The 12,428-nt window shown below is 68.6% G+C and carries 11 protein-coding genes and 1 tRNA gene; 5 read left to right on the top strand and 7 right to left on the bottom strand.

The genetic code is table 11. From position 1 onward, the window contains the following. Position 1: 1 nt before the first annotated feature. On the top strand, positions 2-1,387 hold the full coding sequence (locus AP234_RS18230) for a tyrosine-type recombinase/integrase (protein WP_055480879.1): 1,386 nt from the start codon (positions 2-4) through the stop codon (positions 1,385-1,387). Positions 1,388-1,468: 81 nt separating this feature from the next. Here AP234_RS18230 and AP234_RS18235 read toward each other — a convergent pair. From AP234_RS18235 to AP234_RS18245, 3 genes are all read right to left on the bottom strand, one after another. Further along, positions 1,469-1,557 (bottom strand) — tRNA-Ser (locus tag AP234_RS18235). A gap of 214 nt (positions 1,558-1,771) precedes the next feature. Beyond that, on the bottom strand, positions 1,772-2,575 hold the full coding sequence (locus AP234_RS18240) for an alpha/beta fold hydrolase (protein WP_055480880.1): 804 nt from the start codon (positions 2,573-2,575) through the stop codon (positions 1,772-1,774). A gap of 75 nt (positions 2,576-2,650) precedes the next feature. Next, positions 2,651-3,295 (bottom strand): dihydrofolate reductase family protein, encoded by a 645-nt coding sequence (locus AP234_RS18245; RefSeq protein WP_055480881.1) that lies wholly within the window; start codon positions 3,293-3,295, stop codon positions 2,651-2,653. 111 nt (positions 3,296-3,406) lie between these two features. Between AP234_RS18245 and AP234_RS18250 the strand changes: the two genes are divergently transcribed. Beyond that, positions 3,407-3,904: a winged helix-turn-helix transcriptional regulator gene (locus AP234_RS18250; RefSeq protein WP_055481044.1), complete on the top strand. Its 498-nt coding sequence runs from the start codon at positions 3,407-3,409 to the stop codon at positions 3,902-3,904. A 66-nt stretch (positions 3,905-3,970) separates the two neighbouring features. Here AP234_RS18250 and AP234_RS38070 read toward each other — a convergent pair whose 3' ends face one another. Continuing rightward, positions 3,971-6,466, bottom strand: a complete 2,496-nt coding sequence (locus AP234_RS38070; protein WP_235558233.1) for a MinD/ParA family ATP-binding protein — start codon at positions 6,464-6,466, stop codon at positions 3,971-3,973. A 114-nt stretch (positions 6,467-6,580) separates the two neighbouring features. Here AP234_RS38070 and AP234_RS18260 point away from each other — a divergent pair, with 114 nt between their 5' ends. Both AP234_RS18260 and AP234_RS18265 read left to right on the top strand, forming a co-directional pair. Continuing rightward, the gene (locus AP234_RS18260; RefSeq protein WP_055480882.1) at positions 6,581-7,543 is read left to right on the top strand and encodes an NAD(P)H-quinone oxidoreductase; all 963 of its coding nucleotides are present in this window, start codon (positions 6,581-6,583) and stop codon (positions 7,541-7,543) included. Between the two features lie 64 nt (positions 7,544-7,607). Then, the gene (locus AP234_RS18265; RefSeq protein ID WP_055480883.1) at positions 7,608-8,138 is read left to right on the top strand and encodes a bacterial proteasome activator family protein; all 531 of its coding nucleotides are present in this window, start codon (positions 7,608-7,610) and stop codon (positions 8,136-8,138) included. Between the two features lie 99 nt (positions 8,139-8,237). Here the strand turns inward: AP234_RS18265 and AP234_RS18270 are convergent, their stop codons facing one another. After that, complete coding sequence (locus tag AP234_RS18270) at positions 8,238-9,041, bottom strand: HAD family hydrolase (RefSeq protein WP_055480884.1); 804 nt, start codon at positions 9,039-9,041, stop codon at positions 8,238-8,240. Between the two features lie 499 nt (positions 9,042-9,540). On the opposite strand from AP234_RS18270, the gene AP234_RS18275 reads away from it, so the two are divergent. Then, complete coding sequence (locus AP234_RS18275; RefSeq protein WP_055480885.1) at positions 9,541-9,744, top strand: cold-shock protein; 204 nt, start codon at positions 9,541-9,543, stop codon at positions 9,742-9,744. A gap of 300 nt (positions 9,745-10,044) precedes the next feature. Here AP234_RS18275 and serS read toward each other — a convergent pair whose 3' ends face one another. Together serS and pheA are read right to left on the bottom strand one after the other, a co-directional pair. Beyond that, positions 10,045-11,331, bottom strand: a complete 1,287-nt coding sequence (gene serS, locus AP234_RS18280; RefSeq protein WP_055480886.1) for a serine--tRNA ligase — start codon at positions 11,329-11,331, stop codon at positions 10,045-10,047. 36 nt (positions 11,332-11,367) lie between these two features. Beyond that, the gene (gene pheA, locus AP234_RS18285; RefSeq protein ID WP_055480887.1) at positions 11,368-12,288 is read right to left on the bottom strand and encodes a prephenate dehydratase; all 921 of its coding nucleotides are present in this window, start codon (positions 12,286-12,288) and stop codon (positions 11,368-11,370) included. Positions 12,289-12,428: the final 140 nt, after the last annotated feature.

The raw sequence follows: 12,428 nt of genomic DNA on the forward strand, positions 1-12,428 counted from the left end.
AATGAAGGCGTCGTACTCCAAGCGGTGCGGCTGTACCGACCCCGAGACGGGTAAGCCGGTCGGTTCTCGGTGCCCGCGGCTTTCCAGCCGCCGGCACGGCACTCACGGGTTCACGACGCGCCTGGACACCACGGGCCAGCGTGCCCGCCAGCTCAAGCGGTTCGGCTTCCTGACGCAGAAGGCCGCGAAGGACGCCTTCGACCACGTGTGTGACCTGGTCAAGCTTGCCCGTGACGACGAGGCGATGCGCCGCAGGATCGGTGACCTGATCTTCGAGTGCAAGCGTGGCGAGCCCTTCCCCGACGTGGAAGAGGTACGGCGCAAGCTCAAGCTCGGCGTGGACCTGGCCGCCTCGATCGGCACCGTCGCCGAGTTGCTGGAGGACTGGTACGCCTCCAAGCGCGCGAAGAAGGAATCGACGCGGCGCGGCTGGCGGCAGCACCTGGACCACTACCTCATTCCGCAGCTTGGGGACATACCTCTCGACCGTCTTCGCGCTGCCCACATCGACGGCCTGTTCGACACGATCGAGGAGTGGAACGCCGAGATCCGAGCCGCCGCCGAGGAGAAGCGCGCACCGCATCTGCCCGGCGATGTCCGTGAGCGGCACAAGGTCACGGGGATCGCGACGCAGCACAGGATCTTCGCCACGCTACGGAACGCCTACAACTGGGCGGTGAAGCGGCGCATGGTCGAGTTCAACCCGTGCCTCGGAGTCGAACTCCCACCGGAAGAGCGTGACCCGGCACGAGTGTGGTCACCCGAGCAGGTCGGGACGTTCCTGGACGCAACTGAGGACGATCCGCTCGGCCTGCTGTACCGCATCGTGCTCCTGCGGGGACTGCGCCGCGGTGAGGCGTGCGGCCTGCGGTGGGATGACCTGGACCTGGCGGCCGGACACGCGAAGGTCGCACAGACGGTTCTCCAGCTCGGCGGCCGGATCGTCATCGACACCCCGAAGTCCAAGGCCGGGAACCGAGTGGTGTCCTTGGACGCGGAGACTGTGGCGCTGCTCAAGGCGCACCACAACGCCCAACGGCGTGAGCGGTTCGCGGCGGGCGACACGTACCAGGACCACGGGCTGATGTTCCCCCGGTCCGATGGCCGGCCGCTTCCTCCGGACCGGGTGACGGAGCGATTCAAGCAGCTCGCGAAGGGCGCCGGGCTACCGGTGATCAAGCTGCATGAGGCGCGGCACACGGCGGCGTCGCTCGGCCTGGAGGCTGGGCTGGATGTGAAGGTCGTCTCGGTGCAGCTCGGCCACTCGACAACGACGATCACGCGGGACCTCTACCAGCACGTTCGCCAGGCCGTACTCGACGACGCGGCGGAGAAAGTGGTCGCGCTGATTCCGGAGCGGAAGCCGGTTCGGGAGGCGCGATCATGACGCCGTGTTCCCATTTTGTTCCCATCGGAGCCGCCTCGGCGGTGATCGCCGAGACGACTATCCGACGTTTTCCCTGGTCAGCGGAGAGCGTGGGATTCGAACCCACGAGGACCGTCACCGGCCCTAGCGGTTTTCAAGACCGCCGCCATCGTCCACTAGGCGAGCTCTCCTCGGCCGACACCCGAAGGTGTCATACCGCACCTTAGTCTCTCATCACCCGCGCGGAGACCGCGACGGAAATAGGCGATCACTTGCTCCGGCAGTCCGTACCCGCGGCTCTGGGGTTGGGCGTCTCCCGGCTCGTCGTGCCGACCAGCCGGGATCGAGCATGCTCCGTCCTGGGTGAGCAGCGTTGGAGTCGCCGGGTGGCCCTTCGGCCGGCCTTCAGCCGAAGAACTTCGCGAGAATCGCCGCCAGCGCCGTCGGCCGCTGCAAGACCGCGTGGTCCTCCCCGGCCATCACCCGCAGTTCGGCACCCGGCACGGTCGCCGCGACCATCTTCGTGGCCGCCGCCAGGCCGGGTGAGGTCTGGTCGCCGTAGACCGCCAGCACCGGCACCTTGATGCCGGCGATCCGATCGAGTGGCATCAGCTGCCACGGTGTGCTGAGCAGCACGTCGTACGGCAGGCTCGGGGCCTTGTCGACCAGGAACGGCCACGTCTCTCCGGCCTTCATCCCGGCGATCACCTCGGCCGGGACACCGACCACCTCGCCGAGAAAAAGCTCTGTGGCGCCATCGCGGTCCCCGGCGGTGAGCAGGCCCTTGAGCCGGTCGTGGACGTCGGCCGGTGGCTTCGGCTGGTTCTCGTCGGCGCAGTACGAGGGCTCGTAGACGGCGACCCGGTCGATCGGCAGCCCGTGCATGGCCCCCTCCAGAACGAGGACGGCGCCCGAAGAGTGGCCGAACACCGAGGCCTCGCCGCCGACGTGCTCGATGACCGCCGCCAGGTCGTCGATCTCGTTGGCGACCAGGTAGTCGTCGCTTCTGTCATCGCTGGCTCCCCGGCCGCGCCGGTCGTAGGTCACCACCGTGAACCCCGACGCCAGTTCGGCACCCAGCTCGGCCACGGTCGAACGGTCGTTGAACGCGCCGCCGATGAGGATCACCGGTGCGCCCTGACCGATCGTGTCCACGGCGAGGGTCGTGCCGTCTTTGGTGGTGATGTTCGTGGTGATGTTCGTGGTCATGTCTGTTGTCTCTCCTGGCTTGCTGAAGGGAAGCATCGGGGTGCCGCGCCGTCCGAGGACGGTCAGAGCCGCGGACTACGGTCGTGTGAAGGTCATGTGAGTAACGCCACTGGGAGTGGTCACGGACTCGATCTGGAAGCGCTCCTCGAGTCCTTCGAGCCCGTCCCACAGCCGCTCGCCGCGGCCCAGGATGATCGGGACGATGACGACATGCAGGTGGTCGATCAGGTCGGCGGCCAGGAACTGGCGGACGGTGCTCGGTCCGCCGCCGATGTGCACGTCCAGGTCACCCGCGGCCTCGCGTGCCTGACGCAGCGCCTCCTCGGGGGTGGCGTCGATGAAGTGGAACGTGGTGCCCCCTTCCATCTCCAGGGTGGGGCGGGGGTAGTGGGTCAGGACGAACACCGGCGTGTGGAACGGCGGGTTCGGCCCCCACCAGCCGGTCCACTCGTGGTCCTCCCACGGCCCGCGCTGGTGTCCGAATTTGTTGCGACCCATGATCTCCGCGCCGATGTCCACGTTCCACCTGCGGGCCACGGCATCGTCGACTCCGGCGCTGCCGCCGGTCTTCCCTTGCCTGGCGTGGAAAGTTTGCGTTTCGAAGAACCACCGGTGGAGCCGGTCACCGGCGTGGCCGAACGGTGCGTCGAGGCTCTGCCCGTCACCTGTGCCGAAGCCGTCCAGGGAGATGGCGAAGTTGTGGACCCTGACACGCGACATGGATGATCCCCTTTTCTTCCTTAGTGGTTGCAACGTGCAATCACTAGAGGAGAAGAGTAGTCTAGGTGGTTGCGAACTGCAATCACCGAGGAGTCGTCAGGGAGGTTGTTCATGCGCGACGAACCGCGATCAGGGTGTGCGATCAACGCCGCAGTGGAGGCACTCGGGGACAGATGGAGTCTTATCGTGCTGCGTGACGTGATCTTCGGCGGCCGTCGGCACTTTCGCGATCTCCTCGTCAACTCGGAGGAGGGGATCGCGTCGAACATCCTCAGCAGCCGCCTCAAGGCCCTCGTGGCCGGAGGTCTCCTGACGCACGAGGAGGCGGAGCGAGGACGGCGAGGGACCTACAGTCTCACCGAGGCGGGCATCCAGACCGTACCGATCATGGTCGCGCTCGGCTCGTGGGGCCTTCGGCACCGCCCGACGACACCGGAGTTGAGCGTGCGGGCACGCCTGCTGGAGGAGGCCGGCCCGTCCCTGTGGAAAGACCTGATGGACGAACTACGCGAGGTGCACCTGGGCATCTCGCGCCCGAACCCCGACCGCCCACTGGCGTCCCGACTCCTGCAGGAGGCTTACGAACGCGTCATGGCGGAGTCGGCCTGACCCAGGAGTCGACCGATCCAAGAGGCCGACCAATCCAGGAAGTCGGCCTGACCAGGAGTCGACCGGCTACAGGTGGTCCGGGATCTCGGAGAACCGGCGCTGCGTCAGCGCCTGCGCGCCGACGAACCCGTCGCCCACGCTGGCGGCCAGCCGCAGGTACGCGTCCCGCGTCGCCTCCTGCAGCCGCTCGAGATCGATCTCCGCACCCTCCTCCAGGTGCGGGTCGTACGGCACGCGGACCACGGACCGGCAGCGGGCGGCGAAGTGGGACTCGAGCTTGTCCAGGTCGATGGTCGACTTCGACCTCGGCCGTACGCTGCAAAGCACCACGCTGGCGGCCCGCACCAGGTCGTCGTAGTGGTGCGCCTCCAGCCAGTCGAGCGTCGCCGACGCGGCGCGCGCGCCGTCCACGGACGGTGAGCTGACCAGCACGATCTGGTCGGCCATGCCCAGGACGCCCGACATCGCGGAATGAAGCAGGCCGGTGCCGCAGTCGGTGATGCAGATCGAGTAGAAGTTCTCCAGCACCTGCGCCACCGTGTGGTAGTCCGTCGCGCTGAACGCCTCGGACACCGACGGGTCACGGTCGGATGCCAGGATCTCCAGCCGCGAGGGCGTCTGGGAGGTGAATGCCCTGATATCCACATACCGGGTGATCTGTGCGCGTTCGTTCAGCAGATCCCGTACGGTCGCCGCCGTCTCCAGTTCGACCTTGTCCGAGAGCGTTCCACGATCGGGGTTGGCGTCGACCGCGATCACGCGATCTCCCCGTACCTGTGCGAGGGTGGCCCCGAGACCGACGGTCGTGGTGGTCTTGCCCACCCCGCCCTTCAGACTGAGCACGGCGACCCGATGATGCCCGCCCGCCACCGGCGTCCTGGCGCGGTTCATCAGCTCGCGGCGACGCCGCACCTCCGCGGGCTCGCCCGGCTTGATCAGCCCGGCCGACGCCCGATACACGAGCCGCCGCCACCCGGACGTGGGAGCGTTCCGACGTCCCCGCAGCAGGCTGACCGGGTCGAGACTGTCCGCGGTCGGCTTCCCCGCGCCCGCGCCGGTCCCGCGTGCCGGTTTGCCGCCGAACGGCGGGTTCGCCGGCGCCTGCCGGCGCCTCGGTTGGTACGGCTCCCGCTCGCCGGAGGCCGCCCGGTCGCGCCGGTGCTGTTCGTGCTCGCGCTCAGCGCCCGGACCGCGATCTCGATCGTTCAACCCGGAGTCGCCGTCCCGGTCGCCGGCCGGCTCACGGTCCCGCTCGTAGGCCTCACGCGCCTTCGTGACCGGAAAACCCCTGATAGGACCGGTGGAGCGGTCGTCCGGGAATCCGCCGGACTCGGCGAGGCCGGTCGCCGACTCACTCGACGACCCGGTGGCGAAGGTCGGCTTGGCGATCTCGCCGGTGTCGAACTCTCCGGTGTCCGACTGCCTTGCTTCCGGCTTCCCGCTGCCGAACTCACCGGTGCCGAACTCACCCGTGGTGAAGAGCGGCTTGCCGTCGAGAGGAGTGGGCGTCTTGCTCTCGGTGGAGGTGAAATCGGCGGAGGAGAAATCGGCCGAGGCGAAACGCGACGTGCTCTCCGAGTCGGGGGAGGCCGACGAGGAGGAGAAGGCGGGGAACGCGGGGAAGGTCGGCGACAGCGTGGCCGAGGAAGCCGGGGACGAGGGAATGTGTCCGAACTCCGGCTCTTCCTGCGCGTGCGGGTCGGCCGACGCCGCCTTGGCCGAGGGATCCACCGGCACAGCGGGCTCCAACCAGCCGCGCAGCGGCTGATCCCGCCCAGAGCCGGAAGACTCCGACGAACCCGAACCCGAACCCGAAGCCGAACCCGAACCCGAAGCCGAACCCGAAGCTGAGGCCGCAGTCGAAGCCGACGGAGCAGAAACCGAAGAAGACGAAGAAGACGAAGAGGAAGAAGACGAGGAGTCGTCCCCGAGGCCCGCCCAGGGCTTGTACGGCCCGTCGGCGCCACCGGCTCCGCTGGCCCCGGTTCCGCTGTCGCCGAAGGCCCCCAATCCACCCAGACTGTACGAGTCGGTGTCCGCCGGAGAGGACGCGAAGGCACCGCGGCCGAGGGCGGCCCCGTCTTCACCGGCGTCCCGCTCCGAAGTCTTGGCCTCGGCCGTGTCCGTCGCCGTCGGCGCGCCGTACACCCCGTCGGCCGTCGTACCGCTGAAGAACGGACCGGATGCCGGTCCCGAGAGCGGGTCGGCCGTCAGGGGGCCGGGGAGGGAGTCGGACGGCACCAGCCGCCAGGGGTCCGATGGGTACGGCGAGGCGCTCTCGGGCTCGGCTGCGGGCTGCTCGGCGCGTCGTACGCCGAAAGAAGCGCTGTCCTGCACCCCGAACGATCCGGTGCCCTGACCGCCGAAAGACACGGTGTCGTGTCCACCGCCCTGTTCCGCGTCCTCATCCTGCGCCGGCGTGGGCGGCTGCGGCGGACGTGCGAGGGTGGCCGAGGTCACGGCGCTCACCGCGATCTCCACCTCGTCGGGCATCTCCTTGATGGCGTCCAGCCATGCGAGCTGGTCCTCGAGGTGGGGATCCTCTCGATCATGTTTCGCCACCGGGTACCCCCTCGGGATGGGCTAATGGGGTAGCAAACACATTGCAGAGTAGCGCCATGTAATACGGTCAATGTGGGCAACTGTACGCTTCCCCGCCACGCTACTTTAGGTCACATGCGTGCCGTCGTGATTTCGGAGCCCGGTGACCCGGGGGTTTTGGTCTGGCAGGAACTCCCCGATCCGCGTCCGGCGCGAGGTGAGGTGGTCATCGACGTGGTCGCCTCTGCGGTCAACCGTGCCGACGTCCTCCAGCGCAGGGGCAACTATCCGCCGCCTCCGGGCGCGTCGGAGGTCCCCGGCCTGGAGTGCTCGGGTGTGATCGTGGAGGTCGGTGAGAACGTCGAGGGGTTTCGGACCGGCGACCAGGTCTGCGCGCTGCTCGCCGGCGGCGGGTATGCCGAGCGGGTGGCCGTCCCCTGGCAGCAGGTCATGCCGATCCCGGCGGGCGTCTCGCTGACCGAGGCCGCGGCCCTCCCCGAGGTGGCCTGCACGGTCTGGTCGAACGTGTTCATGGCCGCGCGGCTGCGCAAGGGCGAGACGCTGCTCGTACACGGCGGTGCCAGCGGCATCGGCACGCTGGCCGTACAGCTCGCCAAGGCGTACGGCTCGCGCGTGCTGGTGACGGCGGGATCGGCGGAGAAGGTCCGGCGCTGCCTCGACCTGGGCGCGGACGAGGCCGTGAACTACCGCGAGGAGGACTTCGCCGAGCGGTTCTCCGGCCAGGCCGATGTGATCCTCGACATCATCGGCGCCAAATATCTGCCACGGAATCTCAAGGCCCTCGCCGTCGGCGGGCGGCTCGCCGTCATCGGCATGCAGGGCGGCGCGAGGGGCGAGCTCGATCTCGGCAGACTGCTCGCCAAGCGCGGCACCATCCTGGCCGCCGGTCTACGGGCCCGTCCGGTGGACGAGAAAGGGGCCATCTGCCGCGGTGTCGTGGACAACGTCTGGCCGCTGATCGGCGCGGGCGCGATCCGGCCGGTGGTCCACGCCACCGTGCCCCTCGCTGACGCCGCGGCAGGCCACCGCATGATGGAAGCGGGCGAGCATGTTGGGAAAATCCTGCTGGTCCGGTGAGTTAGGTTGGACCGCGAGTCCAATCGCGAGCCCAGCCGAAGCGAATCAGGAGTGGTACCGACCGATGAACGCAGACGAGAGCACCCCACAGATCGTGGTCGTGGGGCCGGACGGCCTCTCGATCTCCGGCGGCGACGGCGGCAAGGGGGACGGGCAGGAGGAGCGCTCCGTCGCCGACCTCGTCGAGCAGCCCGCCAAGGTGATGCGGATCGGCAGCATGATCCGCCAGCTTCTCGAAGAGGTGCGGGCGGCGCCCCTGGACGAGGCGAGCCGCAAGCGACTCAAGGAGATCCATCAGAGTTCCATCAAGGAACTCGAGGAGGGTCTCGCGCCGGAGTTGGTGGCCGAGCTGGAACGGCTGTCACTGCCGTTCAGCGACGAGAACGGCAGCGCGCCCAGCGACGCCGAGTTGCGTGTCGCGCACGCCCAGCTCGTGGGCTGGCTGGAGGGCCTGTTCCACGGCATCCAGACCACGCTGTTCGCGCAGCAGATGGCGGCGCGGGCCCAGCTCGAGCAGATGCGCCGCGCCCTCCCGGGCGGCATGACGCAGCAGGGGCACGACGACGGCCACCGCGCCGGCGGCCCCTACCTCTAGATTCACCTCTGATCCTCCAGAGCATCCCCGGGCCTCGATAGGTCGTCCAGGCCGCTGGAGCGTCGGTCGAGTCAACGCGACGATCGCTTGGCCGACCCGCTAGAGGCCGAACAGGTCTTCCAGCACGAGGGCCACCCCGTCGTCGTTGTTGGCCGCCGTCACATGGTCGACGGCGGCCAAGACGTCGGGGTGGGCGTTGGCCACCGCGTACGCCGTACCGGCCCAGGTGAGCATCGGCAGGTCGTTGGGCATGTCGCCGAAGGCCACCACCTCCTGCGGCCTGATCCCTCGCTCGCTTGCCAGCGCGGCGAGCGCCGTCGCCTTGGTCACGCCGCGGGCGCTCATCTCGATCAGCGCGTGTCCGCTCGAATGGGTCGGCGTCACCAGGTCTCCGACGAGCTCGAGGACCTGACGATGCAGCTCGTCCGGATTCATCGAAGGATGCTGCGCCAGCAGCTTCGCGCACGGCCGGGAGGCCAGGGCCGTGAGCGCCGCCACCCGCACGCCGTGCGACCGCCGGGAGTCCCAGCCGTTGAGCACGTAGCCGGCCTCGTGGGCGAAACCCCCTTCGTACTCAACGGAGAACGCCAGCCCGGGCAGGCGCATGCTGAGCCGCTGGATCGACTCCTCCAGGACGGTCGGCTCGATCAGATGCGACTCGACGATCTCCTCGGTGTGCAGGTCGTAGACGAGCGCACCGTTGGCGCAGATCGCCAGCCCGTGATGCCGTACGGCTTCCGCGACGTCGTGCATCCATCGGGGCGGCCGCGCGGTGACGAAGACCAGCGTGCCGCCCGCGTCCTCCACCCTCGCGAAGGCGGTGGCCGTGCGGGGAGAGATCGTGCCGTCGGAGCGCAGTGCCGTGCCGTCGAGGTCCGTGGCGACAAGGCGGGGGAGGTTCATGGCAAGTTCCCGTTCACACCGTGGCGTGCCGACTTGCGGCTGCCCTTCCGGGCATGAGGTTACCCGTCGTGGACGACAGGACAGAGGCCGCCGCTCCGGCCACGACATCCGGTAGGGTGTTCGAGGTGCGGGATGAAGGGCCAGGTCCGGAGTTCCGCGCCGGCACGACTGACACAATTCACATGGCCACCGTCCGCCACCGTCCACACGGCGCAGCGTCGCCATCGGGATGGTGGAGACCGCGATCGTCCGGCTGCGGGCGTACGGCTCTGAGTAGGGAAGCCCTCGCGTCGACCACCTGGGTCCGCGCGGCGCGGACGGAAATCCTGCCCTTTGCGACTTGGCAGTGCGCCGAATAGTGTTAGATGTGTAGGCGTTGTATTAGCTGTTCCCGTAGCGAAAACCAGTTTGACTGTATGAGCCACCCGGGGAGCTGTGCGACACACCGGGGCCACGAGGTGTGGTCCCGAAAGATTCACTTCCTTAGGGAGAACGTTAAATGGCTCAGGGAACCGTCAAGTGGTTCAACGCTGAGAAGGGCTTCGGCTTCATCGCTCCGGACGGCGGGGAGCCCGACGTCTTCGTGCACTTCTCCGCGATCTCCGGTAGCGGCTACCGCAACCTGGAGGACGGTCAGCGGGTGGAGTTCGAGGTCATCGCCGGCCCCAAGGGGCCCCAGGCGTCCAACGTCCGCGGCATCTGACCCGAAGACGAAGTCACCCGAACGTGTCTGATTGACCGAAGACACCACATAGGAGGCGGGCCCCGCTCACGCGGGTCCCGCCTTCGTCATTTCACGGGAGGTCATGAAACATTCATGATGGGTCTTCCCGCAGATCACGATCCGGTTCCTGACCCGATCTGTGGGGGGCGACGCCCCGTCAAGTCAGGTAGGCGCAGGTCAGAGAGGTCTTCCGAAATTTCACCCGGCCAAGCATTTGCTCGGTCCCGGCCTGGCCGACCAGACCGGGCCCGTCGGGAGGACCGGTGACCAGAGGGTCGGTCAAGCAGTCGTCGGTCGGGGTGGCAGAGAGTCCGGCCGCAGGACGTCGAGGCCGACGTACGGCTGCAGGGCCTTGGGCACGACCACGGAGCCGTCGGCCTGCTGGTGGTTCTCCAGGATGGCCACGATCCACCGGGTGGTGGCGAGCGTGCCGTTCAGGGTGGCCACGTTGCGCGGCTTGCCGTCCTCGCCTCGATAGCGCACCCGCAGCCGCCGGGCCTGGAAGTCCGTGCAGTTGGACGTCGAGGTGACCTCTCGGTAGCGGCCCTGGCTCGGCAGCCAGGCCTCGCAGTCGAACTTCCTGGCCGCGGAGGTGCCCAGGTCGCCGCCCGCGATGTCGATCACACGGTAGGGCAGCTCGACCTTGGCCAGCATCTCCTTCTCCCATTCGAGCAGGCGCAGGTGCTCCTCGTGGGCGTCGTCCGGGTGGCAGTAGGAGAACATCTCCACCTTGTCGAACTGGTGGACCCGGATGATGCCGCGGGTGTCCTTGCCGTACGACCCGGCCTCGCGGCGGAAGCAGGACGACCATCCGGCGTACCGTATCGGCAGCGAGCGGGTGTCGAGGATCTCGTCGGCGTGGTACGCCGCCAGCGGCACCTCAGAGGTGCCGACCAGGTAGAGGTCGTCCTCGGGCAGGCGGTAGATCTCCTTGTCGTGGGCGACGTGGAAGCCGGTGCCCTGCATCGCCTCGGGCTTCACCAGCACCGGGGTGATCATCGGGGTGAAGCCGGCCTCGATCGCCTGCTGCATGGCCATGTTGAGCAGGCCGAGCTGGAGGCGGGCGCCGACGCCCTTCAGGAAGAAGAACCGCGCCCCGGAGACCTTGGCGCCGCGCTCGACGTCGATGGCGCCGAGCCGCTCGCCCAGCTCGAGGTGATCGCGGGGTTCGAAGTCGAAAGAGGGCCTTTCGCCGATCTCCTCCATGACGACGTAGTCGTCCTCGCCACCCGCCGGTGCGCCCTGTTCCACGATGTTGGGCACGTTCTGCAGCACCGTGTCGAGCTCGGCCGCGAGCTTCTCGGCCTCGGCCTCGGCGGCCTTCACCTGCGCGGCCAGCTCCTTGGCTCGGTCGAGCAGCGCCTGCCGCTCGTCCCCGGAGGCCCGTGACACCGACTTGCCGACGCTCTTCTGCTCGGCGCGCAGCGACTCGAAGCCGGTCAGTGCGGCCCGGTGCCGCTCATCGAGCGACAGCAGGGTGTCGACGACCGAGTCGTCTTCGCCGCGGGCGCGCTGCGACGCCCGGAGCCGGTCAGGGTTCTCACGAAGGGTACGCAGGTCAATCACGGATCAAAGGCTACCGGAGCGGGTCGGCCCCCGCTGTCACACGAGACCTGCGCGTACGCGGCCCAGCCAGTCGGCGGCCTCGGCGAAGTCCGCGTCGGCCGTACCCCGCTTGACCTGCGGCGCGACCGCGTCGGCGCGCGGATAACTGCCGAGGAAACGGATGTCGGAGGAGAGCCGGCGCAGGCCCGAGATGGCCTCGCCGACCCGGGCCTCCGCGACGTGGCCCTCACAGTCGAAGTGGAAGAAATAGTGGCCGATGCCGTCGCCGGTCGGGCGCGACTCGATGCGGGTGAGGTTGACGCCGCGCACCGCGAACTCGCTCAACATCGCCAGCAGCGCACCGGGGTGATCGTCTTGCAGGTACGCGACCAGCGACGTGCGGTCGGCGCCGGTCGGCTCGGGTAGCGGGCCGGGCAGACTCACCCGGATGAACCGGGTGACCGTGTCGGAGCGGTCACCGATGTTCGAGGCGATCTCGACGAGACCGTAGAACTCGCCCGCGATCGCCGGGCTGATCGCCGCGTCGTACGGCGAGGCGGGCGCGGCCACCTCCTGCGCGGCGGCGGCCGTGGACGACGCCGCGATCACGACGGCGCCGGGCAGCTCACGGTCGACGAACCCGCGGCACTGGGTGTGCGCGGCGGGGTGGGTGGTCACCCGCTTGATCTGGGCGAGCTCGGTGCCGGGCCGGACCAGCAGGGAGAACTCCACGGGCAGCAGCAGCTCACCGGTGATGAGGAGCGGCGTCCCCCAGGCCAGTTCGTCGAGGGTCTGCGTGATCGCTCCCTCGACCGAGTTCTCCATGGGGACGACGGCACCCTGGGCCACGCCGTTGCGGGCGGCTTCCAACGCGGCCGACACGTTCGCACACGGCACGCCCTCGACTTCGGGTGCCAGGAGCCGTAGTGCCGCCTCGCAGAAGGTGCCCCGGGGGCCCAGGTAGGCGAGCTTTGACATGCCATCAAGGTTATCCCCGCCTGACCACTCGGTGAGTGCATTCACACACCCCGCCACTCACCGCCCCCTCCCCACACAATCCCCATAAGCCGCAAACCCGCACAAGCCGTACAAGTCGCATAAGCCGTACGAGGCGCTGG

The sequence above is a fragment of the Sphaerimonospora mesophila genome (assembly GCF_001417795.1).
Classification (GTDB): Bacteria; Actinomycetota; Actinomycetes; order Streptosporangiales; family Streptosporangiaceae; genus Sphaerimonospora; species Sphaerimonospora mesophila.

Bases quoted from the DNA above. Each gene is read 5' to 3' on its own strand.
- AP234_RS18260 (WP_055480882.1), top strand. From the start codon at position 6,581: ATGCGTGCCGTCGTGATTTCGGAGCCCGGTGACCCGGGGGTTTTGGTC.
- AP234_RS18230 (WP_055480879.1), top strand. From the start codon at position 2: ATGAAGGCGTCGTACTCCAAGCGGTGCGGCTGTACCGACCCCGAGACG.
- AP234_RS18270 (WP_055480884.1), bottom strand. From the start codon at position 9,041: ATGAACCTCCCCCGCCTTGTCGCCACGGACCTCGACGGCACGGCACTG.
- AP234_RS18240 (WP_055480880.1), bottom strand. From the start codon at position 2,575: ATGACCACGAACATCACCACGAACATCACCACCAAAGACGGCACGACC.
- pheA (WP_055480887.1), bottom strand. From the start codon at position 12,288: ATGTCAAAGCTCGCCTACCTGGGCCCCCGGGGCACCTTCTGCGAGGCG.
- AP234_RS18245 (WP_055480881.1), bottom strand. From the start codon at position 3,295: ATGTCGCGTGTCAGGGTCCACAACTTCGCCATCTCCCTGGACGGCTTC.
- AP234_RS18265 (WP_055480883.1), top strand. From the start codon at position 7,608: ATGAACGCAGACGAGAGCACCCCACAGATCGTGGTCGTGGGGCCGGAC.
- AP234_RS18275 (WP_055480885.1), top strand. From the start codon at position 9,541: ATGGCTCAGGGAACCGTCAAGTGGTTCAACGCTGAGAAGGGCTTCGGC.
- AP234_RS18250 (WP_055481044.1), top strand. From the start codon at position 3,407: ATGCGCGACGAACCGCGATCAGGGTGTGCGATCAACGCCGCAGTGGAG.